At 58.7% G+C, this 24,273-nt stretch carries 23 protein-coding genes; 19 read left to right on the forward strand and 4 right to left on the reverse strand.

The genetic code is table 11. The features are described 5' to 3' along the window. Positions 1–7: 7 nt before the first annotated feature. From tauB to PMI27_RS27320, 5 genes are all read left to right on the forward strand, one after another. The gene (gene tauB / locus PMI27_RS27340; RefSeq protein WP_008149272.1) at positions 8–802 is read left to right on the forward strand and encodes a taurine ABC transporter ATP-binding subunit; all 795 of its coding nucleotides are present in this window, start codon (positions 8–10) and stop codon (positions 800–802) included. Continuing rightward, entirely contained in the window at positions 799–1,632 is an 834-nt protein-coding gene (gene tauC, locus PMI27_RS27335; RefSeq protein WP_008149270.1) for a taurine ABC transporter permease TauC, read from the forward strand. Before tauB ends, tauC begins: the two co-directional genes overlap by 4 nt. 143 nt (positions 1,633–1,775) lie before the next feature. Beyond that, positions 1,776–2,612 (forward strand): taurine dioxygenase, encoded by an 837-nt coding sequence (tauD, locus tag PMI27_RS27330; protein WP_008149269.1) that lies wholly within the window; start codon positions 1,776–1,778, stop codon positions 2,610–2,612. Positions 2,613–2,724: 112 nt separating this feature from the next. Further along, complete coding sequence (locus PMI27_RS27325; RefSeq protein ID WP_008149266.1) at positions 2,725–3,402, forward strand: hypothetical protein; 678 nt, start codon at positions 2,725–2,727, stop codon at positions 3,400–3,402. A gap of 3 nt (positions 3,403–3,405) precedes the next feature. Continuing rightward, the gene (locus PMI27_RS27320) at positions 3,406–4,608 is read left to right on the forward strand and encodes a helix-turn-helix domain-containing protein (RefSeq protein WP_008149264.1); all 1,203 of its coding nucleotides are present in this window, start codon (positions 3,406–3,408) and stop codon (positions 4,606–4,608) included. Between the two features lie 96 nt (positions 4,609–4,704). Here the strand turns inward: PMI27_RS27320 and mgrA are convergent, their stop codons facing one another. Next, entirely contained in the window at positions 4,705–5,742 is a 1,038-nt protein-coding gene (gene mgrA / locus PMI27_RS27315) for an L-glyceraldehyde 3-phosphate reductase (RefSeq protein WP_008149262.1), read from the reverse strand. A gap of 146 nt (positions 5,743–5,888) precedes the next feature. Next, positions 5,889–6,779: a LysR family transcriptional regulator gene (locus tag PMI27_RS27310; protein ID WP_008149260.1), complete on the reverse strand. Its 891-nt coding sequence runs from the start codon at positions 6,777–6,779 to the stop codon at positions 5,889–5,891. Between the two features lie 129 nt (positions 6,780–6,908). Here PMI27_RS27310 and PMI27_RS27305 point away from each other — a divergent pair, with 129 nt between their 5' ends. Together PMI27_RS27305 and PMI27_RS27300 are read left to right on the forward strand one after the other, a co-directional pair. Beyond that, a complete protein-coding gene (locus tag PMI27_RS27305; protein ID WP_008149257.1) occupies positions 6,909–7,649 on the forward strand; it encodes an SDR family oxidoreductase in 741 nt (246 codons plus the stop codon). 136 nt (positions 7,650–7,785) lie between these two features. Then, a complete protein-coding gene (locus tag PMI27_RS27300; protein WP_008149255.1) occupies positions 7,786–8,046 on the forward strand; it encodes a hypothetical protein in 261 nt (86 codons plus the stop codon). A gap of 27 nt (positions 8,047–8,073) precedes the next feature. Here the strand turns inward: PMI27_RS27300 and betT are convergent, their stop codons facing one another. Together betT and epsC are read right to left on the reverse strand one after the other, a co-directional pair. Beyond that, positions 8,074–10,029: a choline transporter BetT gene (betT, locus tag PMI27_RS27295; protein ID WP_166675875.1), complete on the reverse strand. Its 1,956-nt coding sequence runs from the start codon at positions 10,027–10,029 to the stop codon at positions 8,074–8,076. 393 nt (positions 10,030–10,422) lie between these two features. Next, positions 10,423–11,349: a serine O-acetyltransferase EpsC gene (gene epsC, locus PMI27_RS27290; protein WP_008148282.1), complete on the reverse strand. Its 927-nt coding sequence runs from the start codon at positions 11,347–11,349 to the stop codon at positions 10,423–10,425. Between the two features lie 193 nt (positions 11,350–11,542). Here epsC and PMI27_RS27285 point away from each other — a divergent pair, with 193 nt between their 5' ends. From PMI27_RS27285 to PMI27_RS27230, 12 genes are all read left to right on the forward strand, one after another. Beyond that, entirely contained in the window at positions 11,543–12,535 is a 993-nt protein-coding gene (locus PMI27_RS27285) for a D-cysteine desulfhydrase (RefSeq protein ID WP_008148280.1), read from the forward strand. Between the two features lie 341 nt (positions 12,536–12,876). Beyond that, positions 12,877–13,671 carry a cystine ABC transporter substrate-binding protein gene (gene tcyJ / locus PMI27_RS27280; protein ID WP_008148278.1) on the forward strand — a complete coding sequence of 265 codons (795 nt, stop codon included), beginning with the start codon at positions 12,877–12,879 and terminating at the stop codon, positions 13,669–13,671. After that, positions 13,671–14,336: a cystine ABC transporter permease gene (tcyL, locus tag PMI27_RS27275; RefSeq protein ID WP_008148276.1), complete on the forward strand. Its 666-nt coding sequence runs from the start codon at positions 13,671–13,673 to the stop codon at positions 14,334–14,336. Before tcyJ ends, tcyL begins: the two co-directional genes overlap by 1 nt. 4 nt (positions 14,337–14,340) lie before the next feature. Next, the gene (tcyN, locus tag PMI27_RS27270) at positions 14,341–15,096 is read left to right on the forward strand and encodes an L-cystine ABC transporter ATP-binding protein TcyN (RefSeq protein ID WP_008148274.1); all 756 of its coding nucleotides are present in this window, start codon (positions 14,341–14,343) and stop codon (positions 15,094–15,096) included. A 502-nt stretch (positions 15,097–15,598) separates the two neighbouring features. Continuing rightward, on the forward strand, positions 15,599–16,378 hold the full coding sequence (locus tag PMI27_RS27265) for a hypothetical protein (RefSeq protein ID WP_008148272.1): 780 nt from the start codon (positions 15,599–15,601) through the stop codon (positions 16,376–16,378). A gap of 316 nt (positions 16,379–16,694) precedes the next feature. Continuing rightward, positions 16,695–17,936 (forward strand): SfnB family sulfur acquisition oxidoreductase, encoded by a 1,242-nt coding sequence (locus tag PMI27_RS27260; RefSeq protein WP_008148270.1) that lies wholly within the window; start codon positions 16,695–16,697, stop codon positions 17,934–17,936. Positions 17,937–17,959: 23 nt separating this feature from the next. Beyond that, positions 17,960–19,165, forward strand: coding sequence for an SfnB family sulfur acquisition oxidoreductase (locus tag PMI27_RS27255; RefSeq protein ID WP_008148268.1), 1,206 nt, complete (start codon positions 17,960–17,962; stop codon positions 19,163–19,165). Then, positions 19,166–20,518, forward strand: coding sequence for an LLM class flavin-dependent oxidoreductase (locus PMI27_RS27250; RefSeq protein WP_008148267.1), 1,353 nt, complete (start codon positions 19,166–19,168; stop codon positions 20,516–20,518). Between the two features lie 144 nt (positions 20,519–20,662). Beyond that, on the forward strand, positions 20,663–21,472 hold the full coding sequence (locus PMI27_RS27245) for a MetQ/NlpA family ABC transporter substrate-binding protein (RefSeq protein WP_008148265.1): 810 nt from the start codon (positions 20,663–20,665) through the stop codon (positions 21,470–21,472). 2 nt (positions 21,473–21,474) lie between these two features. Next, on the forward strand, positions 21,475–22,596 hold the full coding sequence (locus PMI27_RS27240) for a methionine ABC transporter ATP-binding protein (protein WP_008148264.1): 1,122 nt from the start codon (positions 21,475–21,477) through the stop codon (positions 22,594–22,596). Then, entirely contained in the window at positions 22,586–23,230 is a 645-nt protein-coding gene (locus tag PMI27_RS27235) for a methionine ABC transporter permease (RefSeq protein WP_008148260.1), read from the forward strand. Before PMI27_RS27240 ends, PMI27_RS27235 begins: the two co-directional genes overlap by 11 nt. A 187-nt stretch (positions 23,231–23,417) precedes the next feature. Further along, positions 23,418–24,044 (forward strand): class I SAM-dependent methyltransferase, encoded by a 627-nt coding sequence (locus PMI27_RS27230; RefSeq protein WP_008148258.1) that lies wholly within the window; start codon positions 23,418–23,420, stop codon positions 24,042–24,044. Positions 24,045–24,273 lie beyond the last annotated feature (229 nt).

Genomic DNA, 24,273 nt, shown 5'->3' on the forward strand with positions numbered 1-24,273 from the left:
AATTGCGATGGCCTTGCTTCAGCTGGAGCGCATCAGCGCACAGTACCCCGGCGCCGCCGAACCGGTACTGGCGGATATTTCCCTGAGCCTTGGGCCCCAGCAATTGCTGGTCGCACTCGGCCCGTCCGGCAGTGGCAAGACCTCGCTGTTGAACCTGATTGCCGGTTTTGTCGAGCCCAGCGCCGGGCGCATCACCCTCGATGGCGTGCCGGTCAAAGGCCCGAGCGCCGAACGCGGCGTGGTGTTCCAGGACGATGCCCTGCTGCCCTGGCAGGACGTGCTGGCCAATGTCGGCTTCGGTCTGGAACTGGCCGGCATTGCGCGGGAAAAACGTGAACTGCGCGCTCGGGAAATGCTCGCTTTGGTGGACCTTTCCGGTTTCGAAAACCGTCGGATCTGGCAGCTTTCGGGCGGCCAGAAACAACGTGTCGGCCTGGCCCGTGCCCTTGCTGCTGATCCGCGGGTTTTGCTGATGGACGAACCCTTCGGCGCCCTCGACGCCTTCACCCGCGAACAGATGCAGGAGTTGCTGCTGCAAGTCTGGCAGCGCACCGCAAAACCGGTATTTCTGATTACTCACGACATCGAAGAAGCGGTGTTTCTCGCCACGGACCTGATTCTGCTGGCGCCGAATCCTGGGCAAATCGTTGAGCGCCTGAGCCTGGATTTCGGTCAGCGTTATGCCGCCGGCGAGTCCGCTCGTTCGATAAAGTCAGACCCGCGCTTTATCGAAACCCGCGAACATGTGCTGGCCAAAGTGTTCTCCCAACGCAGCGCCGCCCAGCGGCAGGAGCGCGCATGAGCAGCTATGAGATCCGGGCCGTCACGGTCAAACCGCACTCGACGGTGATTCCTGTTCGACGCAGCCTCAGTACTCGGTGGATCAGCGTGCTGACGCTCGTCGCACTCGTGGTCATTTGGTGGGCCGTCACCGCCACTGGAATGATCGAACCGCTGTTCCTGCCGCCACCCTCCGCGGTGCTGCAAAAAGGCTGGCTGCTGGTGACCACCGGCTACATGGATTCAACGTTGTGGCAGCACCTTGGCGCGAGCCTCAGCCGAATCGGTCTGGGCCTGGGCTTCGCGGTGCTGACCGCCGTGCCCGTTGGAATCGCCATCGGCCACAACCGCATTGCTCGCGGCATTCTCGATCCACTGATCGAGTTCTACCGCCCTATTCCCCCGCTGGCTTATCTGCCGCTGATCGTGATCTGGTGCGGCATCGGTGAGCTGTCGAAAGTCTTGCTGATCTACCTGGCGATATTCGCCCCGATCGCCATCGCTACGGCGACCGGCGTGCGTACCGTCGACCCAGCCAAATTGCGCGCGGCGCAGTCGTTAGGCGCGACTCGGGCGCAGTTGATTCGCCATGTGATTCTGCCGAGTGCGCTGCCGGATATTTTGACCGGTGTGCGCATTGGCTTGGGTGTGGGTTGGTCGACACTGGTCGCCGCCGAATTGATCGCCGCCACCAGTGGTTTGGGCTTCATGGTGCAGTCGGCCGCGCAGTTCCTGGTCACCGATGTGGTGGTGCTGGGGATTCTGGTGATCGCGCTGATCGCCTTCGCCATGGAAATGGGCTTGCGCGCCCTGCAACGCAAACTGGTGCCGTGGCATGGCCTGGCGCACTAAAAATCATCATGTGGAAAACCCTGTGGGAGCGAGCCTGCTCGCGATGGCGGTGTATCAGCTACAGCCATGTCGCCTGACACTCCGCTATCGCGAGCAGGCTCACTCCCACAAAAAGCTCGGCGCCCCGGATTGAAGAGAACACCATGAGTAACCTGACAATCGTCCCCTTAAGCTCGGCCCTCGGCGCGCACATCAGCGGCGTCGACATCAGCCAACCGCTGAACCGGGAACAGCGCGACGCCATCGAGCAGGCGCTGCTCAAACATCAAGTGTTGTTCTTCCGCGATCAGCCGATCACACCGCAGCAGCAGGCGCGTTTCGCCGCCAATTTCGGCGACCTGCACATTCACCCGATCTACCCGAATGTGCCGGAACAGCCCGAAGTGCTGATCCTCGACACTGCCGTCACTGACGTGCGCGACAACGCGATTTGGCACACCGACGTAACCTTCCTGCCGACCCCGGCCCTGGGCGCGGTACTCAGTGCCAAGTTGCTGCCGGAGTTTGGTGGCGACACGTTGTGGGCCAGCGGTATCGCAGCGTATGAAGCGCTTTCGGCGCCGATGAAAAATTTTCTTGAAGGGCTGACCGCCACCCACGATTTCACCCGTTCGTTCCCGCTGGAGCGCTATGGCAACACACCTGAAGCCTTGGCCCAGTGGGAAGAAGCACGCAGGAAAAACCCGCCGCTGTCACACCCGGTGATTCGTACTCATCCGGTGAGTGGACGTCGGTCGTTGTTCGTCAATGAAGGCTTCACGTCGAAGATCAATGAGCTGTCGGAAACTGAAAGCGAGGTGATTCTGAAGTTTCTGTTTGCCCACGCCACGCGCCCGGAATTTACCATTCGCTGGCGTTGGCAGAAGGACGACGTGGCGTTTTGGGATAACCGCGTGACACAGCATTACGCCGTGGATGATTACCGGCCGGCGCGACGGGTGATGCAGCGGGCGACGATATTGGGGGATGTGCCGTTTTAAGCACCACAGAGGGATTGGCTTAGCTTTAACTGGATAAAAAACCAGCAAGCCGCTTCCATAACGAATAAAAATGGCGTAAAAATCCGCTTACCGAATAGTGAGTGGTGACAGCATGATCACAAAAGAAGAAATCCAAGGCTTTATTCGCGCGCAAGTCAATAGAGAGTTTTTTGATGAACTAGGGATTCTTATTCCTCAAACCTTTCAAAAGGCATTGAAGGAGACACAAGAACTCCTGATTCATACCCCTCCAGGAGATCTGCGTGGCCATTTACGACACTCGCTCGTTCAAGACGCCTTAGCGGGAATGAAACGCTGGAATCCAATCATCAAAACAACCGAGCCCAAAGGACACAATTACGTCCTATTGGAGCTGGGGAATTTGCGTATCACATCTGTCGTCCTGCCCTGGCAAAAAGAAATTCGCACGGCGAAACACCGAAGCGAACTGAAAACGCTGAACGAATCTTTAGCATCCATACAGATGGACTGGATTGATGGGTTGACGCAGACAGTCACCGATCAATTGATTCATGCGCTAGTCGTAGTCCATGCACCACCATCATGCTCAGAAGACCAATCAGAGCCGCGGGCGATCATGATGGCCGTGCCTTATTTCGACGGCAAAGGCTTCCATATGAATTGCACGTTTGAAGACCTTCTTCAGAGCTACTCTGATAATGAAGCTGTTGATCAGAAACCGATTGAATTGGTGAAATTGCGAGATAAGATGCGCCGCGCTGAAGAAATCGAAGACAACACTGATGACGAGCAAAATTCCAAGAGGTGAACCATGAGAACTGGAGTCGCGGGCTTTCAGTCTGAGCGCCTCAAGCAGTTACGGCTCACGTTTGGTATCACCCAAACAGCTTTGGCCGAAATGGTGGGGCGTGCCTCGGGAAACATCTCTAAATGGGAGAACGGGCTTCAGGTACCTGAGGCCGATGCCTTCCAACGGTTATGCGAGGTTTTTGGCGTCAGTGAAAACTGGCTGTTAGAGGAGCAAATCGTAACGAGTGAAACCACTCCATTCTTCTTCCGCTCTCAGGTGAGTGCTACCACCAACGCGAGAGAAATAGCGGAAGTCCGTCTGGAATGGCTCCAAGACATATCCTACAAGCTTCAGGAAAGCCTTGAATTCGTCACTGTTAACGTTCCTCACTTGGAAGAAAGAAATTGCCAACTGATTTCTGATCAAGAGATCGAAAGGATGGCGAGTGAATGCCGTCAAGCGTGGGGACTAGGGGTTGCTCCGATACCCAATGTGGTTCAGGTGTTGGAAAACGCTGGCATCGTCTGTGCTCGAACCACGCTTGGGCACCTCAAAATGGATGGTGTATCTAACTGGTACGAGTTGGATCAGCGCCCTTACGTACTTCTCGTTGCAGATAAGGCTAACGGGATAAGAAACCGATTCGATGCGGCCCATGAACTGGGACATGTAGTTCTCCATCGACATATTTCCTACGAACAATACGAATCGAATTACGCGCTGCTTGAATCACAGGCTCACCGATTTGCCAGCGCATTTTTGATGCCAGCAGAAAGCTTTCTAAGGGAGATTCGCTGGCCGACTTTGGATACCTTGTTGGCACTTAAGCCGCGCTGGAAGGTTTCTGTTGCGGCGATGGTTCGTCGATGTCTAGATCTTGAAATTATTAATGACACCACGACGACAAGACTGTGGAAAGCAAGGTCCGCAAGAGGCTGGGTCAAGGGCGAGCCTATGGACGCCGACTTCGATTTTGAAAGGCCGCTGTTGATCGCACGAGGAGTGAAGATGCTCGTGGAAAACAAGGTACTTTCCCGATCCCAAGTCAGACAGTTGCTGGGGCTGCCGCTGCCAATTCTAGAAAACCTATGTAGTTTGGATAAGGGTTATTTCACTCTCCCTGACCAGTCACAAGTGATCGATATGCAGCTAAGAAAGAGATCTGCAAGGGATACGTTTATCAGCGAAACTGCAGAAATACTCGGTTTCCCAAGCAAAAAATAACGACATCGTAAGCGCCACTTAAAATAATCACGGACAAGCCACTTCCTTATGTGAGGAGGGCTTATCCGTGATTCGGTCCTCATCCTTCGAATAGATTTACTCAGCCGTCGAAGGCTTCTCCCAAAGATTGACCCCACCCTCTTGGGCAAACCGGTCAATCTCCGCCAACTCTTCCACGCTAAAGCTCAAATTCTTCAACGCCCCGACGTTCTCGATAATCTGCTCCGGCCGGCTCGCACCGATCAGCGCCGACGTCACGCGCGGATCGCGTAACGTCCACGCCAAAGCCAACTGCGCCAGGCTCTGACCGCGACGCTTGGCGATCTCATTCAGCGCACGGACATGAGCGATGTTGGCTTCGGACAGATGCGCCGCCTGCAGCGAACCTCCCCCCGGACGATTGACCCGCGCGTCCGCCGGCACACCGTTGAGGTACTTGTCGGTCAACAACCCCTGAGCCAACGGCGTAAACGCAATCACGCCCGTACCAAGTTCGTCCGTCGTATCCAGCAGGTCTTTTTCCACCCATCGATTGAGCAGGTTGTAAGCCGGCTGATGAATCAGCAGCGGGACCTTCCACTCTTTCAGCAGCGCGGCCATTTCACGGGTTTTAACGCCCGAGTACGAGGAGATACCGATGTACAACGCCTTGCCCTGTTGTACCGCGGTGGCCAGTGCGCTGGCGGTTTCTTCCAGCGGCGTGTCCGGGTCGAAGCGGTGGGAATAGAAGATGTCCACGTAGTCCAGGCCCAGGCGCTGCAGGCTCTGATCAAGGCTGGCCAGCACGTATTTGCGCGAGCCGCCGCCCTGACCATAAGGGCCGGCCCACATGTCCCAACCGGCCTTGCTGGAGATAATCAGCTCGTCGCGATACTGCTTGAAGTCTTCACGCAGCAAACGCCCGAAATTGATCTCGGCGCTGCCATACGGCGGGCCGTAGTTGTTGGCCAGGTCGAAATGGTTGATGCCAAGATCAAACGCGGTACGCAGCAACGATCGCTGAGTGTCGATCGGCGTGCTGTCGCCGAAGTTGTGCCACAAGCCCAGAGACAGTGCCGGCAGCACCAGCCCGCTGCGCCCCACGCGGCGATAAGGGATGGAGTCGTAGCGGTTTTCGGCAGCGGTGTAGGTCATCGAATCCTCTCTTGTCTGTCTTGAAGTTAGTATCGACTGCTTCGCAAGTTGCCCAGCATACGCCCAGACAAACGCCGATAAACCTCGGACTCGAGAAAATGCTGAAACGTTTCATATGATCGTTCCCACGCTCTGTGGAACTGCGGCTACTGTGCCCCCGCAAACACTTCCCCCAGCCAATCCACAAACACCCGAACCCGTGGCGACATGTGTCGATTGTGCGGGTACAACACCGAAACCGGCATCGGCGGTGGTGGCGTGTCGATCAGGACTTCCTGCACCAGGCCCTGGGAAATCTGCGTTTCCATTCGGTAATGCGGGCACTGGATCAGGCCCAGCCCGGCGATCGCCGACGCCGCATAAATTTCTGCGCCGAACACTGAAAGCGCCCCATCGATGGCGACTTCCTTCAGTTCGCCATCAACCATGAATTCGAAGGGAAATAACTTGGCAGTCGTGCGCGAGACGTAGTTCACGGCACGATGATGTTTGAGGTCGTCGAGGCTTTTCGGTTCGCCGTATTTGCGCAGGTACGCAGGGCTGGCACAGGTAATTTGGCGCAGGTTGGCGACGCGACGGCCGATCAGCGCGGAGTCGCCCAAGGTGCCGGCGCGCAGCACGCAGTCGACGCCTTCGGCGATCAGGTCGACAAAGCGGTCGGCCTCGCTGATGGACAGTTCGATGTCCGGGTAGCGCGCCATGAACTGCGGCAACGCCGGGATGACGAAGTGCTTGGCCAGCGTGCCATGCACATCCACGCGCAACCGGCCCTTCGGTGCAACGCTTCGGAATGCCAGTTCGGCTTCTTCCAGCTCCGCCAGCAGCTGCACGCAACGCAGGTAGTACGCCTCGCCGTCCAGCGTAGGCCGCACCTTGCGGGTGCTTCGCTCCAGTAAACGTGTACCGAGCCAGGCTTCGAATTGATTCAACGTGTGGGTCAGCGTCGCCCGCGGCAGGTTCAGGTCGTCGGCAGCCAGCGTGAAACTGCTGCGCTCGTAGATCCGCACGAAAACCTTCATCGCTTTGACTTGATCCACGCGGGTCTCCTGGCGGTTAATTGTTGGCGATTTTTGAACAGTCAAGGCAACTCTCGTGCATTTATCCGCCTGAGTAAACATGTGAATCTGGCTTCACACCGAGCCATCAACTTCAAAGGATTCACCGCCATGACTACTCAAACTTCGAAAGTTGCCATCGTAACCGGCGCCTCCCGCGGCATCGGCGCGGTGATCGCCACACACCTGGCCAAACAAGGTTTCGCCGTCGCCATCAACTACGCCAGCAGTGCCACCGAAGCTTCAAGACTGGTGGTCGAATTGCGTCAGGCCGGCCACCAGGCCATAGCGATCAAGGCTGACGTGGCCAATGCCGACGACGTACGCCGGCTGTTCGACGAGACCGAAACACAACTGGGCAAGGTCGATGTGCTGGTCAACAACGCTGGCATCCTCAAAGTCCTGCCGCTGGCGCAACACACGGATGAGCTGTTCGACCAGAACTTCAACATTCACGCTCGCGGCACGTTCAACACCCTGCGTGAAGCCGCCACTCGCCTGAACGCTGGCGGGCGGATCATCAACTTCTCCAGCAGCACCGTCGGCATGAACCTGCCGGGCTACGCGGTGTACATCGCCAGCAAAGCGGCGGTGGAATCCCTGAGCCAGGTATTCGCCAAGGAAATGCGCGGTCGCCATATCACCGTCAACGCCGTGGCCCCGGGCCCGGTGGCGACCGACCTGTTCCTGCACGGCAAGAGCGAAGAGCAGATCCAGAACTTCGCCAAGATGGCCCCTCTGGAACGTCTGGCTCAGCCAGAAGACATCGCTCGCGTTGTGTCTTTTCTGGTCGGTCCTGATTCGGCGTGGGTCAACGGGCAAATCCTGCGCGTCAACGGTGGGCTGGTTTAACTATGCTCACTTGACACCGCAGTGCCTCTTTCGCGAGCAGGCTCGCTCCCACAGGATTGCGACTACTTTGTGGGAGCGAGCCTGCTCGCGAAGGCGGCCCCAAAAGCAACACACATTTTGAAGGGCGGAACACACCATGCACACCACGATCATCATCTCCTTCGGCCTGGTCCTGCTGGCGCTGATGCTGTTCATCGGCGAGAAAATCGGCTTCAGCCAACAGACACTGACCTACAGCTTCGTGGCCCTGTGGCTGGCGCTGACGTTGATCAACGGTGCCGTTGGGGTAGTCACGGCCGGCCAGTCACTGAGTACGGAACTGATGATCGGCACGGTGGTGTTCAGTGTGCCGGTGGCGGCGCTGGTGCTGTTCATGGTGTTGAGCGCCGAGACCTGAAAAAGGCCCGGCGCCACGGGTTCTCGATCAACGCACCAAATGCAGGAACTGCAGGTGCCGTTCGTACTGATCGAGGATGTCGTTGATGATCTGCTCCTTGGTGTAACCCACCAGATCGTAATCCTGACTGCCCTCGCTCAAATGCACTTCGGCTCGATGATAACGACGGTTGTTGAGTTCCTTGGAACCCATGCCGCCACGAGCGAAGGACGGCGTGAAGTAGCCGCGCATCTGCACCTGATAGATGAACGGACGCTCCTCGCCATGACCGATTTCCAGGCTGACGTTGTCGTTGGTCGGGTCCGGCTGAGTGACCACCTTCAAACCCTTCTCGACGAACACCGCCGAGACTTCTTCAATCGCCGGGCGCACCGCCGTATCGAGGAAGCGATAGACCTCATCCCGTGACGGGAAATGTACGGCCTGACTCAAACGCTGACGCCAGCCGCCACGCCGCGATCCGGACACCGGTGCCAAGGAATGCAGTTGCGCGATCTGCTTCTGCGACTCCAGGTAGAACGCCTTGTGCAGCCCCCACATCATCAGCAGCAAGATCATCGAGAACGGCAACGAGGTCAGCACCACCGCGGACTTCAGCGCATCGATGCTGCCGGAAAAGAGCAGCGCACTGGTCACCAACGCGGTCATTGCGCCCCAGAACACCCGCAGCCATTTCGGTCCGTCTTCATCAGGATTGCCGCCCTTGGCAGACAGTGTCGACAGCACCACGGTGCCGGAGTCGGCGGAGGTGACGAAGAACACGAAGCTGATGAACACCGTGACCGCGATCACGGTTTTGCTCCACGGGTAGGTTTCCAGCAACAGGTAGAGGGTCATCGATGGGTTATCGATGGCCGACATGCCGAGGGCGCTCATGCCGTGGTTGAGGACTTGATCGATGGCGCTGTTGCCGAAGATCGACATCCACGCCAGGGTGAAGCCGAGCGGAATCAACAGCACGCCGAAGACGAATTCGCGGATGGTCCGGCCACGGGAAATCCGTGCGATGAACAGTCCCACGAACGGCGACCATGCGATCCACCAGGCCCAGTAGAACACCGTCCAACCGCCCAGCCAGTCACTGGGTTTGTCGTAGGCGTAGAGGTCGAAACTCTTCATCGGCAAGGCGCCGAGGTAGTCGCCGATGTTCTGGATCAAGGTGTTGAGCAAATGCTGAGTCGGACCGGCGAACAACACGAACAGCAGCAGCGCACAGGCCAGCAGCATGTTGATGTCGGACATCACCCGCACGCCTTTATCGACGCCGGACACCGCGACGATGATCGCCGCGCCCATCATCAGCGTGATCAAGCCGACCTGAATCCACTGGGTGTGAGCGATGCCGAACAGGTAGTCCAGACCCGAGTTGAGGTGCAACACGCCAAAGCCCATATCGGCACCAAGGCCGAACACCGTGGCGATGATGCCGAAGCCGTCTACCGCGTAACCGATGGGGCCATTGATGCGCTTGCCGATCAGCGGATAGAGCGCCGAACGCAGGGCCAGCGGCAGGTTATGACGATAAGCGAAGTAGGCCAGCGCCATGCCGACGAAGGCGAACACGCCCCAGCCGTGCAGGCCCCAGTGCAGAAACAGAATCTGCATCGCCTGACGCGCTGCATCCGCCGTGCCCGCTTCGCCTTGCGGCGGTTGCGCCAAATGGGTCAGCGGTTCGGACACGCAAAAGAAGAACAGCGTGATGCTGATCCCGGCGGCGAACAGCATGCCGGCCCAGGACAGGTAGCTGAATTCGGGCTCGTCGTGGTCGGCACCGAGCTTGATCTTGCCGTAGCCGGACAAGGCGGTGACCACCACGAAGACCAGATACAGCGTCATCGCGAGCATGTAGTACCAGCCGACCGTGTTGGCCGCCCAGTTTTGCGCTTCCAGAAGCCAGGCACCGGCCTGTTCAGGCATGGCGATGACGATGATGCCGAACAGCAAAATGAACGTCGCCGAGAAGTAAAACACCGGCGGATTCATGCGGACCTGACCGCTGGCGGGGGTGGGCGATGCACTCATGAAAGGTGCACCTCAAGGGGGTGAAACAGGGCAATCAGTAACGGACTCGGCAAAGGCAAGCCTCCTGTTGTGAGCGGGCAGCAAACCGACGGTTTAACTTGAATGAGCGTTCAAGTTAAACATGAATAGGGTGCTAAGGACTAATCGCAAGGCTCGGCGGTACTGTTCGTACGCTGGCTCAAGGGTGGGTAAGAGGAGGGTTTTTGAGGATTTTGTAGGAGCTGTCGAGTGAAACGAGGCTGCGATCTTTTGACTTTGGTTTTGTGGTTTTTTTGAAAAGATCGCAGCCTCGTTTCACTCGACAGCTCCTACAGACAGTGAAGACTGTTTATCTGTCACCAAAAAGCCGGGGGCTTACTTCTGCGTCCCGTCATCATGCTGCAGATTCGCCTGAGTCAGGTTGCTCCCCGCCGGCACGCTACGGGTCAGCCAGACATTGCCGCCAATGGTCGAGCCCTTGCCGATGGTGATCCGCCCCAGAATCGTCGCACCGGCATAGATCACCACGTCATCCTCGACAATCGGATGTCGCGGCTGCCCCTTCTGCAACTGACCGTCTTCATCCGCCGGGAAGCGCTTGGCGCCCAACGTCACGGCCTGATAAATCCGCACACGCTCGCCGATGATGGCGGTCTCGCCGATCACCACACCCGTCCCGTGATCGATGAAGAAGCTGCGACCAATCTGCGCGCCAGGGTGAATGTCGATGCCGGTGGCCGAGTGGGCGATTTCCGCGCTGATCCGTGCCAGCAGCGGCAATCCGGCGCGGTACAAATGATGGGCGAGGCGATGGTGAATCACCGCCAGAATCCCCGGATAGCACAGCAACACTTCATCGACGCTGCGAGCCGCCGGATCGCCGTGATAGGCCGCCAGCACGTCGGTGTCGAGCAGACTGCGCAGCCCCGGCAATGCGAGGGCGAAGTCCTGAATGATCTGAATCGTCCTGGCCTCGACTTCAGTGTCGGCCTGGGCACTGTGGCGAGCGGCGTAGCGCAGTTCGAGTCGCGCCTGAGCCAGCAACGCGTTCAACGCAACGTCCAGCGTGTGGCCGACGTAGAAGTCTTCACTTTCCTCGCGCAAATCCACCGGTCCCAGGCGCATCGGGAACAACGCGCCGCAGAGGGCTTCGAGAATCTCTGCCATGGCCGCTCGGGAAGGCAACTCGCGACCGCCCTGTTCGGTGCTGGCGCGGCCATTTTGTAGGCGCCACTGATCACGCGCCGTGCGCAGTTGACTGACGATGGTCTGCAGTTGCCAATGACTGGAACGCTCGCTCACGGTAAAAACTCCTCACGGGCGGCCGGACTGTCTGGCCGCGTTAACCGCGATTACTTTACGGCATGGTCTGGAAGCCGAATTAAGAACCGATTGTGCTGTGCTCAGCACTTTTTGGCATAAGGCCGATTGGCAGTTGCCCCGCTAAATAGGCGTGCCTATAGTCCTGTCATCTCCCTCCGCCAGTACGGACCCCATGATCAAACAACAGCTTGCCCGCTTTAACCGTCTCGACCTGCTCGGTCATCCTACCGCCCTGGAAAAACTCGAACGCCTGTCGACCTGGTTGGGCCGCGATGTGTACGTCAAGCGTGATGACCTGACGCCGCTGGCGATGGGTGGCAACAAGCTGCGCAAACTCGAATACCTGGCGGCCGATGCACTCGCACAAGGCGCTGACACGTTGATCACCGCTGGCGCGCTTCAGTCCAACCACGTGCGCCAGACCGCCGCCATTGCGGCCAAGCTTGGCCTGGGCTGCGTAGCCCTGCTGGAAAACCCCTTGGGTACCGACGACGCCAACTATGTCGGTAACGGCAATCGACTGTTGTTGGACCTGTTCGACGCCAAGGTCGAGCTGGTGGAAAACCTCGACAACGCCGACGAGCAATTGCAGGCCCTGGCCGATCGCCTGCGCAACAACGGCAAGAAGCCGTATCTGGTGCCGATTGGTGGCTCCAACGCATTGGGCGCTTTGGGTTATGTGCGCGCCGGGCTGGAATTGGCCGAGCAGATCAAGGACACCGGGCTGACATTCGCGGCCGTGGTTCTGGCTTCGGGCAGTGCCGGGACTCATAGCGGTCTGGCGTTGGCGTTGAGTGAAGCACTGCCGGATTTGCCAGTGATTGGTGTCACGGTTTCTCGCAGCGACGAAGACCAGCGCCCGAAAGTCCAGGGCCTCGCCGAACGCACTGCCGAGTTGCTGGGCGTGAGCCTGCCAGCGAGTTTCAAGGTCGAGTTGTGGGACGAATATTTCGGCCCGCGCTACGGCGAACCGAATGCCGGGACGTTGGCCGCCGTGAAGCTGGTGGCGAGTCAGGAAGGTTTGCTGCTGGACCCGGTTTATACCGGCAAGGCCATGGCGGGTTTGCTCGATGGCATCGGCCGCCAGCGCTTCAATGACGGCCCGATCATCTTCCTGCACACCGGTGGGGCGCCGGCGTTGTTCGCGTACAAAGACTTCCTGTAGGCGGCAGTCCTGTGGCGAGGGGGCTTGCCCCCGTTCGGCTGCGAAGCAGTCGTAATGTCTGCTGACTCGGTATGACTGTCAGACACAAGGGGCTGCTGCGCACCCCAACGGGGGCAAGCCCCCTCGCCACAATGGATCGCGCCAACCTCATATTCCAGTAAAGAATAACAAACTTAGTATTAATTATTTTCCAATCTAAAGGTGCCATCATATAGTCACGCCGCAGGCGAATTTGCAGCGAGACGCATACGATGCTTTAGGGCAGGATATTGCAGTCGTTCAAATCCCGAATTTGCCAACATTCCTAAAAGCGTCTTCATAAGAAAACACAGGGGCTTGTCATGAATTTTTCCGCACTACGTCGAAATCTGCTGGTTGGTTCGCTGGGCCTGGCGCTGAGCGCCGGTCTGCTGGGGCAAGCGGTTGCCGGTGAGCAGCTGCAAAAAATCAAAGACGCTGGCGTGATCAACGTTGGTCTGGAAGGCACTTACCCACCGTTCAGTTTCGTCGACGCCGACGGCAAGCTGACGGGCTTCGAAGTCGAGTTTTCCGAAGCTCTGGCCAAAGAGCTGGGCGTGAAGGTCAAACTGCAACCGACCAAATGGGACGGCATCCTCGCGGCGCTGGAATCCAAACGTCTGGACGCCGTGATCAACCAGGTGACCATCTCCGAAGAGCGCAAGAAGAAGTATGACTTCTCCGAGCCGTACACCGTTTCCGGGATTCAGGCGCTGACCCTGACCAAGAACAAAGACACCATCAAGACCGCCGCCGATCTGGCCGGCAAGAAAGTAGGCGTAGGTCTGGGCACCAACTACGAGCAATGGGTGAAAGAGAATGTGCCTAAGGCTGACATCCGCACCTACGAAGATGACCCGACCAAGTTCCAGGATCTGCGCGTTGGCCGCATCGACGCCATTCTGATCGACCGCCTCGCCGCACTGGAATACGCCAAGAAAGCCAAGGACACTGCCGCCGCCGGCGAAGCGTTCTCCCGTCAGGAAGCCGGTATCGCCCTGCGCAAAGGCGAGCCAGAGCTGCTGGCCGCGGTGAACAAAGCCATCGACAAGCTGCGTGCCGACGGTACGCTGAAAAAGCTTTCGGAAAAATACTTCAGCGCTGACGTCACTAAATAATGGAAGAAGCTTTCCAACTCGCGCTGGATTCCGCGCCCTTCCTGCTGAAGGGCGCGTACTACACAGTGATCTTGAGCCTGGGCGGGATGTTCTTCGGCCTGGTGATGGGCTTCGGCCTGGCATTGATGCGCCTGTCGCGCTTCAAACTGGTGAGCTGGATCGCCCGCATCTACGTGTCGTTCTTTCGCGGCACGCCGTTGCTGGTGCAACTGTTCGTGATCTATTACGGCTTGCCGCAATTGGGCATCGAACTTGATCCGCTGCCGGCGGCCCTGATCGGCTTCTCGCTGAACATGGCGGCCTATGCCTGCGAAATCCTCCGCGCCGCGATCAGCTCCATCGAGCGTGGCCAGTGGGAAGCCGCCGCGAGTATCGGCATGACCCGCGCGCAGACCCTGCGCCGGGCCATCCTGCCGCAAGCGATGCGCACGGCTCTGCCACCGCTGGGCAACAGCTTCATTTCGCTTGTGAAGGACACCGCGCTGGCAGCCACCATCCAGGTGCCGGAACTGTTCCGTCAGGCGCAGCTGATTACCGCCCGTACCTTTGAAATTTTCACCATGTACCTTGCCGCCGCGCTGATCTACTGGGTTCTGGCCACGGTGCTTTCGCACCTGCAGAACCAGTTGGAAGCACGGGTCAATCGGCACGACCTGGAGTCCTGACCCAATGATTGTCGTGGAAAAACTGACAAAGCAGTTCAAGGGTCAAGTGGTGCTCAACGGCATCGATCTGCAAGTGAAGGAAGGCGAGGTGGTGGCGATCATCGGGCCTAGCGGCTCGGGTAAAACCACGTTCCTGCGTTGCCTGAATTTCCTGGAAGAACCCACCAGCGGCCGGATCAAGGTCGGTGACATCGAGATCGATGGCAGCCGTCCGCTGAACCAGCAGCAAGGCCTGGTGCGACGTTTGCGCCAGCACGTGGGTTTCGTGTTCCAGAACTTCAACCTGTTCCCTCATCGCACCGCCCTGGAAAACGTTATCGAAGGCCCGATCATCGTAAAGAAGATCCCGCACGCCGAAGCCGTTGCCCTGGGTAAAAAGCTGATGGCCAGAGTTGGCCTGGCGGGCAAGGAAGACGCGTACCCGCGTCGCCTTTCCGGTGGTCAGCAACAGCGTGTGGCGATTGCCCGTGCGCTGGCGATGGAGCCGGAAGTGATTCTGTTCGATGAACCGACCTCAGCCCTCGACCCGGAGCTGGTGGGAGAAGTGCTGGCAACCATCCGCAGCCTCGCCGAAGAGCGACGCACCATGGTCATCGTCACCCACGAAATGGGCTTTGCCCGCGACGTGGCGAACCGCGTGGTGTTTTTCGACAAAGGTGTGATCGTCGAACAAGGCGAAGCCAAGGCCCTGTTTGCCAATCCGAAAGAAGAGCGGACGAAGCAGTTTCTCAGCAAGTTCCTGAATAACGCCCAGCACTGAAACACCGTCTCACTACTTGTTAACTTCCATGGACGGAAGTGACAACCACTCCCACTAACAAAACTTATCGATATATTCTCTTCGCTTATTCACCCACCCGAACTATAGATAATTTTTTATAGCGGCATGCGGTACATATATATGTCCTGCAACAGAATAAGCTCGCCTAAAATCCGCAAAACCCAGCGCCCTCACCGAACCGGTCTTCGTCGTCAGTTACGCACTGAAAGCCCATAAAACAAGGTCAAGTTCGACAGAGCGGTGCAGCTAATTAACTTCAGCGCGTAGGATTTTTCTGAATAACACTCGATCCAATACTTAACTAGCAAACTCTATTGACACCTATCCAAGCGCACTCTTATCTAGTCTCCAACAGGCGTTTAACCTCGCACTCATTCACTATTTTATTTCACACACAGTGAACAGTTTTGTTGCTCGGTAATTCACGCCTTTCGAACTTTCAGAAACGGACTTTCGCTGCAAGGCTTCAAGGAGAATCCCCATGACAAGCACTTCGAACAAACCCGAACTTGCGGCCCCGACCCTGGCGCAATCTCACAAGACCTGCATCAACATCACCTCGGCGGCGCACCTGCTGATCGATGTGGCGCCCTACTCCGGCATGGACGAAGGCGACCTGATCGAACTGTTCTGGGATAACTGCTACGTGGCCTCCAGAGTGCTGACGGCTGACGATGTCGGCCAACCGGTCCAACTGCGTGTGCCCGAGAGCTTCATCGCCAATGGCACCTCGCACGTTCACTACCGGATCATGCAGATCGGGCAAGGGCCAATCCTTTCGGCCACCAGACGGGTGCAGATCAAACTCGACTGCCCCGGTGGCCAACCGTCGACGCTGTGCGGCGATGAAAACCAGAGTCTGGAGCCCGTGAACATCCCCGAGACCATTCGCCGTCAGGGCGTCAATCCGAACCAGATCAAGCGCGGCGTTCCGTTGACCATCGAGCCTTACCTGAACATGGCCGCCGACGACGAAATCACCCTGCGCTGGGGCGATGTGCGCATGGATCTGCCACGACTCAAGGCCGGCGATGTCGGGCAGCCAATCCAGGTCTGGGTGCCGCCGGCGATCATTCTCGAAGCCGGCGAAGACCTGCGGCTGGAAGTGACTTACTGCATCCTCGACCGGGTGGGTAACAACTCCCGCTGGGCACCACCGCGCAGGCTGAAGATCGGTTGCGCCAATCCCTATTTGAAGGCCCGGCCCAAGGAGATACTCATGGCTGCTGAACCAGTGTCTAACCGACGAAAATTCGACTGACGCCGAAAAGATCGCAGCCTGCGGCAGCTCCTACACTCACCGCGTTTCCCTGTAGGAGCTGCCGAAGGCTGCGATCTTGACGGTTTTGTGGTCAAAGCGGCTCCCACGCCATGACCTTCTATACATATTCCTAAAAGTTAGTTTATTAATTTTTTATACACGCTTAGGGTATATGCACCGGACCACCGGACATTCTTGTTTTCGTTCGTCGCAACCATCGCGACGTTTCCATGAGATGTGAGGTAGGTATGGTCCGGAACACAATCACCCCAGTGCAGATCGCCAGGGCATTGCGTGCAGCCAAGGAGCGGCACTGATGTCCAGTCTGGCAGAAGCAATCGTCCAGAGTGATCTGGACATCGCCCCGTTGTTGTTGCCCGCGCAGGTCTTGCGTAACGACGCACAAGCCATCAAGGCCGCCCATGAGTTGGCGCAAGTCGCCCGCCTGCAAGCAGCCAAACGCGACCAGCAGCGCAAGCTGCCGTGGTCGGAAATCGAACAGTTCACCCGCAGCGGCCTGGGCAGCATTTCTATCCCGCGTGAGTACGGTGGCCCGCAGGTTTCGTTCGTCACTTTGGCCGACGTCTTCGCGATCATTTCCGCGGCCGACCCGGCATTGGGACAGATCCCGCAAAACCAGTTCGGCATTCTCAATCTGGTGCTCGGCAGCGCCACTGAATCGCAAAAAAAACAGCTGTTCAAAAGCGTGCTCGACGGCTGGCGGATCGGTAACGCGGGACCTGAACGCGGCACCAAAAACACCCTTGAACTCAAGGCGCGAATCACTGCCAGCGGCGACGGTTTCGTCCTGAGCGGGCAGAAGTTCTATTCCACCGGCGCCCTGTTCGCCCACTGGGTCGCCGTCAAGGCGCTGAACGACGATGGCAAGCAGGTTCTGGCCTTCGTTCGTCGCGGTACACCGGGCCTGCGCATCGTGGATGACTGGTCGGGCTTCGGCCAACGCACCACCGCCAGCGGCACCATTTTGCTCAACAACGTGCAGGTCGACGCCGAGCTGGTGGTGGATAACTGGAAGATCAACGACAGCCCAAACATTCAGGGTGCCGTGTCGCAGTTGATTCAAGCAGCCATTGACGCCGGCATCGCTCGGGGCGCCATCGACGACGCCATCGAATTCGTGAAAACCCGTGCACGGCCGTGGATCGACGCCAAAGTCGACCGGGCCAGCGACGACCTTTATGTGATCGCCGACATCGGCAAACTGAAAATCGAACTGCACGCCGCCGAAGCGCTGCTGCGCAAGGCCGGGCAAGTGCTTGATCAGGTCAACGCCGCGCCGCTCACTGCCGAGTCCGCCGCCCGCGCCTCGATTGCCGTGGCCGAAGCCAAAGTGCTGACCACCGAGATCTCGCTGCTGGCCAGCGAAAAGCTTTTCGAACTGGCCGGCAGCCGCGCCACCCTCGCCGAATTCAACCTCGACCGCCATTGGCGAAACGCCCGCGTGCACACGCTGCACGACCCGGTGCGCTGGAAATACCACGCCGTCGGGATTTACCACCTCAACGGCACGCTGCCCGCTCGCCACTCCTGGATTTAACGACCAGACCTCTGGAGAAACACATGACCATTTCTCACCACGTCGCGGTCATCACCAGCGATGAGCAAGCCCTGATCGTCGCCAGTGACCTGGCCGAAGATTTCAAACGTGATAGCGCCCTGCGCGATCGCGAACGCCGTTTGCCACACCCGGAACTGGAAGTGTTTTCCCGTTCGGGTCTTTGGGGCATCAGCGTGCCAAAAGAATACGGCGGCGCCGGGGTTTCCAACGTCACCCTGGCCAAGGTGATCGCGCTGATCGCCCAGGCTGACGGTTCCCTCGGCCAGATCCCGCAGAACCATCTCTACGCGCTCGAAGTGTTGCGGGTGAACGGCAGCGATGAGCAGAAAAAACGCCTGTACGCGGAAGTGCTGGCAGGACAACGCTTCGGCAATGCCCTCGCGGAACTGGGTACCAAAACCGCCCATGACCGCGTCACCAGCCTGACCCCTGATCTGCATGGAGAACGTGACGGTTACCGCATCAACGGCCGCAAGTTTTACGCCACGGGCGCGATTTATGCCCAGCGCATCCCGACGTCGGTCGTGGACGAAAACGGTGTTCAGCAACTCGCTTTCGTCCCTCGTAATGCCAAGGGTCTGACAGTGATCGACGACTGGAGCGGCTTCGGCCAGCGCACCACCGGCAGCGGTTCCGTGGTGTTTGAAGATGTCTATGTCGCCGCCGAAGACGTGATCCCGTTTCAAAGTGCGTTCGAGCGCCCGACCACCGTCGGCCCGTTGGCGCAGATTCTTCATGCCGCCATCGACACCGGTATCGCCCGCGCCGCCTATGAAGATGCGCTGCATTTCGTGCGCACCAAGACCCGGCCGTGGATCGATTCCGGCAACGACAAAGCCACCGAGGACCCGCTGACCATCAAGAGCTTCGGCCACTTGAGCATTCGTCTGCACGCCGCCGAAGCCTTGCTGGAACGCTCTGGCGAATTCCTCGACAAGGCTCAGGCCGACACCAACGCCGAGACCGTCGCCGCCGCGTCGATTGCGGTCGCCGAAGCCCGCGCCATCAGCACCGAGATTTCCCTCGCCGCTGGCAGCACGCTGTTTGAACTGGCCGGCAGCCAGGCAACCTTGATTGAACACGGCCTGGATCGCCACTGGCGCAACGCTCGGGTGCACACCCTGCACGACCCGGTGCGCTGGAAGTATCACGCGGTCGGCAATTACTACCTCAACGATGAAAACCCGCCACTGCGGGGGACCATCTAAATGGCCAAGAAAAAGATTTTGCTCAACGCGTTCAACATGAACTGCATCGGGCACATCAACCATGGTCTGTGGACGCATCCACGGGACACCTCCACTCAGTACAAAACCATCGAATACTGGACTGAACTGGCGCAATTGCTGGAGCGCGGGTTGTTCGACGGCTTGTTCATCGCCGATATCGTCGGGGTTTACGACGTCTATCAAAACTCGGTGGACGTCCCGCTCAAAGAGTCGATTCAACTTCCGGTCAACGACCCGCTGCTGCTGGTCTCGGCCATGGCCGCGGTCACCAAAAACCTGGGCTTCGGTCTCACCGCCAACCTGACGTACGAACCGCCGTATCTGTTCGCCCGACGCATGTCCACGCTCGATCACCTTAGCCGTGGCCGGGTCGGCTGGAACATCGTCACCGGGTACCTCGACAGCGCCGCCAAAGCCATGGGTTTGAGCGAACAGGTGGAACACGACCGTCGTTACGACCAGGCCGATGAATACCTGCAAGTGCTCTACAAACTCTGGGAAGGCAGCTGGGAAAACGGCGCGGTGCTTAACGATCCGCAGCAGCGGATCTACGCGCAGCCCGAGAAAGTGCACAAGGTCGAGCACAAGGGCGAGTTCTATCAGGTCGAGGGTTATCACCTCTGCGAACCCTCGCCGCAGCGCACACCGGTGCTGTTCCAGGCCGGCAGTTCGGATCGCGGTTTGTTGTTCGCCGGGCGGCATGCCGAGTGCGTGTTCATCAGCGGCCAGAACAAACCGTCGACCAAGGTTCAAGTGGACAAGGTGCGCGCCAGTGCCGTCGAGGCCGGGCGCAACCCCGAGGACATCAAGGTGTTCATGGGGCTGAACGTGATTGTCGGCGAAACCGAAGAGGCAGCCTGGGCCAAGCACGCCGAATACTTGAGCTACGCCAGTGCCGAGGCCGGCGTGGCGCATTTCTCGGCGTCCACCGGGATCGATTTTTCCGAGTACGAAATCGACGAACCGATCCAGTATGTGAAGAGCAACGCGATCCAGTCCGCCACCAAGAACCTGCAAAACAACGACTGGACTCGCCGCAAATTACTCGAGCAACACGCCCTCGGTGGTCGCTACATCACCGTGGTGGGCTCGCCTGAGCAGGTCGCTGATGAGCTGGAATCGTGGATCGCCGAGACCGGGCTGGATGGCTTCAACCTGACGCGAATTGTCACGCCGGAGAGCTATGTGGATTTCATCGACCTGGTGATTCCGGAGTTGCAACGGCGCGGGTCGTACAAGACCGCTTACGACGGCGGCAGCCTGCGGGAAAAACTGTTTCACGGCGCGGCGCATTTGCCTGAGCAACATACCGGATCAGCGTTTCGACGCTAAAAAGCATCGCGGGCAAGCCTTGCTCCTACGGATATCGGGTGGTCGCGAATGCCCGGCACGACACCACACCTGTAGGAGCAAGGCTTGCCCGCGATGAGGCCCGACCAAACACCACACAACTACGCACTGACTGGAAAACCCATCATGAAAAAGACCTACCTCTCTCACCCAGTCAAAGCACTGGCCCTGGCCCTCGGCCTTTTCAGCTCCGTAACCTTCGCCGCCGACGCGCCGCTGAAAGTCGGCACCACCGCCGCTTTCGCCATTCCCCTGGAAGCCGCCGTCGAAGAAGCCAAAAAACAAGGCCTGCAAGTCGACCTGGTGGAGTTCAGCGACTGGATCGCGCCCAACGTCAGCCTCGCGGCAGGCGACATCGACGTGAACTACTTCCAGCACGTCCCGTTCCTGGAAAACGCCAAGGCCGCCGCCGGTTTTGACCTGGTGCCGTTCGCACCGGGGATCATCAACAACGTCGGCCTCTACTCGAAAAAATACAAAAGCTTCGACGAGCTGCCGGAAGGCGCCAGCGTGGCGATCGCCAATGACCCGATCAACAGCGGTCGCGGCCTGCAACTGCTGGCCAAGGCCGGCCTGATCACGCTCAAACCGGGTGTCGGCTACAAGGCCACCGAAGAAGACATCATCGCCAATCCGAAGAAGATCAAAATCCTCCAGGTCGAAGCCGTGCAACTGGTCCGCGCCTATGACGACGCCGATCTGGTCCAGGGTTACCCAGCCTACATTCGCTTGTCGAAGACCTTCGATGCCGGCTCCGCCCTGCTGTTCGACGGCCTCGATCACAAGGAATACGTGATTCAGTTCGTGATCCAGCCGAAAAGCAAAACCGACCCGCGCCTGATCAAATTCGTCGACATCTACCAGCATTCGCCGGCTGTTCGTGCAGCGCTGGATAAGGCCCATGGCAAGCTCTATCAAGCCGGTTGGGAAAGCTGAATATGACGGCAGCCACGCAACTGCGACTGGAGATTCCAGAGTCCCATAACGCTATACAAACCGAACTGCACCCAGACTTGAACCGCGCTCATGTGCGCTTCATCGGTCTGGGCAAAACCTACAACGGCCAGCAAGGTCCGGTCGCCGCACTGCACGGCATCGATCTGGCGATTCAGCGCGGTGAAGTATTCGGCATCATCGGTCGCAGCGGCGCCGGCAAGTCGTCGCTGATCCGCACCATCAACCGCCTGGAACAACCGAGCACGGGGCGCGTGCTGATCGATCAGGTCGACATCGGCGAGTTCGATGAAGACCGCCTGGTGACGCTGCGTCGGCGCATCGGCATGATCTTCCAGCACTTCAACCTGATGTCGGCCAAGACGGTTTGGCAGAACGTCGAATTGCCGCTGAAAGTGGCCGGCGTGCCTAAGGAAAAACGCGAGCAGAAAGTCCGCGAATTGCTGGAACTGGTAGGCCTGCAAGAGAAACACAAGGCCTACCCGGCGCAGCTTTCCGGCGGTCAGAAACAGCGCGTCGGCATCGCTCGGGCACTGGTGCATGACCCGGCGATTCTGCTGTGCGATGAAGCCACTTCGGCACTGGACCCGGAAACCACCCAATCAATCCTCGGCCTGCTGCGCGAGATCAATCAGCGCCTGGGCCTGACCATCGTGCTGATCACCCACGAGATGGCGGTAATCCGCGATATCTGCGACCGAGTCGTGGTGCTGGAACACGGGCGAATCGTCGAACAAGGGCCGGTCTGGGAAGTCTTCGGCAACCCGCAGCACGAGGTCAGCAAAACCTTGCTGGCGCCGTTGCAACACGGTTTGCCGGAAGAACTGCAAAGCCGCTTGCAGGCACATCCACAGTCCTCGGACGCCGCTGTTGTGCTGCGCTTGCAGTTCACCGGCAGCGCCAGCGACGAGCCCGACCTGGCCGCGTTGTTCAGTGCCCTCGGTGGTCGCGTGCGCTTGCTGCAAGGTGGCGTGGAGCGGATTCAGGGCCATGCCCTCGGGCAATTGCTGCTGGCGGTGACCGGTTCGTCCCTCGGCGCAGAGGAATTGCGTCAACGCGCCGGCAACTGGGCGCAACAGGTGGAGGTGCTGGGCTATGTGGTTTGATCGCTTGCTGCAAGGCTTCATCGACACCTTCTTGATGGTCGGCGTGTCGTCATTGATCGCACTGCTGGCGGGCATTCCGCTGGCGGTAATTCTGGTCACCAGCTCCAAGGGCGGCATCTACGAAGCACCGGCGCTTAACCGCGCGTTGGGCGCGTTTGTGAACCTGTTCCGCTCGATTCCGTTTCTGATTTTGATGGTGGCGCTGATTCCGTTTACGCGGTTGATCGTCGGCACCACATACGGCGTTTGGGCGGCCGTGGTGCCGCTGACCATCGCCGCCACGCCATTCTTTGCGCGTATAGCCGAAGTCAGTTTGCGCGAGGTTGATCACGGGTTGATCGAAGCGGCGCAGGCGATGGGTTGCCGGCGCTGGCATATCGTTTGGCATGTGTTGTTGCCCGAGTCACTGCCGGGGATTGTCGGTGGTTTCACGATTACGTTGGTGACGATGATCAACTCGTCGGCCATGGCCGGGGCGATTGGTGCCGGTGGGTTGGGCGACATCGCTTATCGGTACGGGTATCAGCGGTTTGATAGCCAGATCATGTTGACGGTGATTGTGTTGCTGGTGGTGTTGGTGGCGGTGATTCAGTTGGGCGGGGATCGGTTGGCTCGGGGGTTGAACAAGCGCTAGTAATCGGTTGTCAGTGACACCGCCATCGCGGGCAAGCCTTGCTCCTACAGGGGATTGATGTCGATTCGCGCTCCCGTGAACGACATCAATCCCCTGTAGGAGCAAGGCTTGCCCGCGATGGGCTGCGCAGCAGCCCCAGAATCGATGGCGTATATTCGGCAAATCCCAATTGCCTGTGCAGCCGACCATGAAACAGACCCCCACCGACCTCGAGCAGATCACCTCCACCACCCTGGGCCATTACAACTCGGTGGCTGAAAGTTTTCGCGAAGGGACTCGCGATCATGATGTCAGCCAGAACATTGATGCGCTGCTGCGGCATATTCAGGGTGAGGCACCGTTCGACATTCTAGATTTTGGCTGCGGGCCGGGGCGTGATTTGCAAACCTTCACGCGTATGGGCCATACCGCCGTCGGGCTTGATGGCTCGGAGAAATTTGCGCAGATGGCGCGCGAAGACAGCGGCTGTGAGGTTTGGCAGCAGGATTTTCTGAAGCTGGATTTGCCGGCTGAGCGATTCGACGGGATCTTCGCCAATGCGGTGCTGTTTCATATCCCGACTCAAGAGCTGCCCCGGGTATTGAAGGAGTTACACGGGGCTTTGAAACCGGGTGGAGTGTTGTTCAGTTCAAACCCTCGTGGCGAGAATCAGGAAGGGTGGAATGGACCGCGGTATGGGGCGTACCACGATCTTGAAACGTGGCAGCAATTGCTGACGGCGGCGGGGTTTGTGGAGCTGGAGCATTACTACCGGCCGGCGGGACTGCCGCGGGAGCAGCAGCCTTGGCTGGCGAGTGTTTGGCGTCGGGTTTGATTTGCGGTGTGTCAGCTAGATCGACCCCTCACCCCAGCCCTCTCACCAGCGGGGAGAGGGGGAAAGGGAGCCGATCTTCAAGTCTTTCAAAACCTGGGTTCGGCTTGATTTCCCCCGGTCGCAGAATGCCTCAGAAACGACTCGGTCAGCCCCCTCTACCCCCTGGGGAGAGGGGGAAAGGGAGCCGATCTTCAAGTCTTTCAAAACCTGGGTTCGGCTTGATTTCCCC

This window comes from Pseudomonas sp. GM41(2012) (assembly GCF_000282315.2).
Lineage (GTDB): Bacteria > Pseudomonadota > Gammaproteobacteria > Pseudomonadales > Pseudomonadaceae > Aquipseudomonas.

Coding starts and splice junctions, on each gene's coding strand:
- PMI27_RS27240 (WP_008148264.1), top strand. CDS start 21,475: ATGACGGCAGCCACGCAACTGCGACTGGAGATTCCAGAGTCCCATAAC.
- tcyJ (WP_008148278.1), top strand. CDS start 12,877: ATGAATTTTTCCGCACTACGTCGAAATCTGCTGGTTGGTTCGCTGGGC.
- mgrA (WP_008149262.1), bottom strand. CDS start 5,742: ATGACCTACACCGCTGCCGAAAACCGCTACGACTCCATCCCTTATCGC.
- PMI27_RS27230 (WP_008148258.1), top strand. CDS start 23,418: ATGAAACAGACCCCCACCGACCTCGAGCAGATCACCTCCACCACCCTG.
- PMI27_RS27260 (WP_008148270.1), top strand. CDS start 16,695: ATGTCCAGTCTGGCAGAAGCAATCGTCCAGAGTGATCTGGACATCGCC.
- PMI27_RS27265 (WP_008148272.1), top strand. CDS start 15,599: ATGACAAGCACTTCGAACAAACCCGAACTTGCGGCCCCGACCCTGGCG.
- tcyN (WP_008148274.1), top strand. CDS start 14,341: ATGATTGTCGTGGAAAAACTGACAAAGCAGTTCAAGGGTCAAGTGGTG.
- PMI27_RS27255 (WP_008148268.1), top strand. CDS start 17,960: ATGACCATTTCTCACCACGTCGCGGTCATCACCAGCGATGAGCAAGCC.
- tauD (WP_008149269.1), top strand. CDS start 1,776: ATGAGTAACCTGACAATCGTCCCCTTAAGCTCGGCCCTCGGCGCGCAC.
- betT (WP_166675875.1), bottom strand. CDS start 10,029: ATGAATCCGCCGGTGTTTTACTTCTCGGCGACGTTCATTTTGCTGTTC.
- PMI27_RS27285 (WP_008148280.1), top strand. CDS start 11,543: ATGATCAAACAACAGCTTGCCCGCTTTAACCGTCTCGACCTGCTCGGT.
- PMI27_RS27305 (WP_008149257.1), top strand. CDS start 6,909: ATGACTACTCAAACTTCGAAAGTTGCCATCGTAACCGGCGCCTCCCGC.
- PMI27_RS27320 (WP_008149264.1), top strand. CDS start 3,406: ATGAGAACTGGAGTCGCGGGCTTTCAGTCTGAGCGCCTCAAGCAGTTA.
- PMI27_RS27250 (WP_008148267.1), top strand. CDS start 19,166: ATGGCCAAGAAAAAGATTTTGCTCAACGCGTTCAACATGAACTGCATC.
- PMI27_RS27235 (WP_008148260.1), top strand. CDS start 22,586: ATGTGGTTTGATCGCTTGCTGCAAGGCTTCATCGACACCTTCTTGATG.
- tcyL (WP_008148276.1), top strand. CDS start 13,671: ATGGAAGAAGCTTTCCAACTCGCGCTGGATTCCGCGCCCTTCCTGCTG.
- PMI27_RS27300 (WP_008149255.1), top strand. CDS start 7,786: ATGCACACCACGATCATCATCTCCTTCGGCCTGGTCCTGCTGGCGCTG.
- tauB (WP_008149272.1), top strand. CDS start 8: ATGGCCTTGCTTCAGCTGGAGCGCATCAGCGCACAGTACCCCGGCGCC.
- PMI27_RS27245 (WP_008148265.1), top strand. CDS start 20,663: ATGAAAAAGACCTACCTCTCTCACCCAGTCAAAGCACTGGCCCTGGCC.
- PMI27_RS27325 (WP_008149266.1), top strand. CDS start 2,725: ATGATCACAAAAGAAGAAATCCAAGGCTTTATTCGCGCGCAAGTCAAT.
- tauC (WP_008149270.1), top strand. CDS start 799: ATGAGCAGCTATGAGATCCGGGCCGTCACGGTCAAACCGCACTCGACG.